We start from the raw sequence: 491 nt of genomic DNA, 5'->3' as shown, positions 1-491 counted from the left end.
TAAATGTCGCTGGCTCGGCCAGAGATAGCGCTGAGCATTTCTTCTGCCTCGTCATAAGACATGTACTTTGCAACGGCGTAGGTTGAGTTAGCTTCTTTAAAAGCACCCTGAATAATTTCAGAAAAATCTGAGCGTTTTATTTGAGGTATCGTGTTCTCGATATTTAGCGTAGAAATCAAATTTTTGACTTCACTAATAAACGCTTCAGCTAGCACTGTATCATTATCATTTCTGCTGCCGAGACCCAGGCATTGTGCAAGTTCAGCCAAGCGTGTCGTGCTCGCAGCTTTAGTGAATTCAAGCACATAAGGCAGAACTTTTGCATTGGATTCGCCATGGGGTAGTTTGTACTTAGCACCTAATTGGTGGGCAAAAGCATGCACATACCCTAATCCGGCGATATTTATCGTTAAGCCTCCGTAGTACGAAGCCAGCGCCATCTTCTCTCGTGCTTTAGCATTGTTGCCACGTTTGTATACCTTCGGTAGGTT

The 491-nt window shown here is 44.2% G+C and carries 1 protein-coding gene; it reads right to left on the bottom strand.

Annotated features, from left to right (window positions below; genetic code table 11):
- On the bottom strand, positions 1–491 hold a 491-nt coding region (locus A3757_RS05460; protein WP_156506201.1), incomplete at both ends, for an iron-containing alcohol dehydrogenase.

It is taken from the genome of Oleiphilus sp. HI0117 (assembly GCF_001635235.1).
Note: the sequence above shows the minus strand (reverse complement) of the source record. Positions and strands in the feature narration are given on the sequence as shown.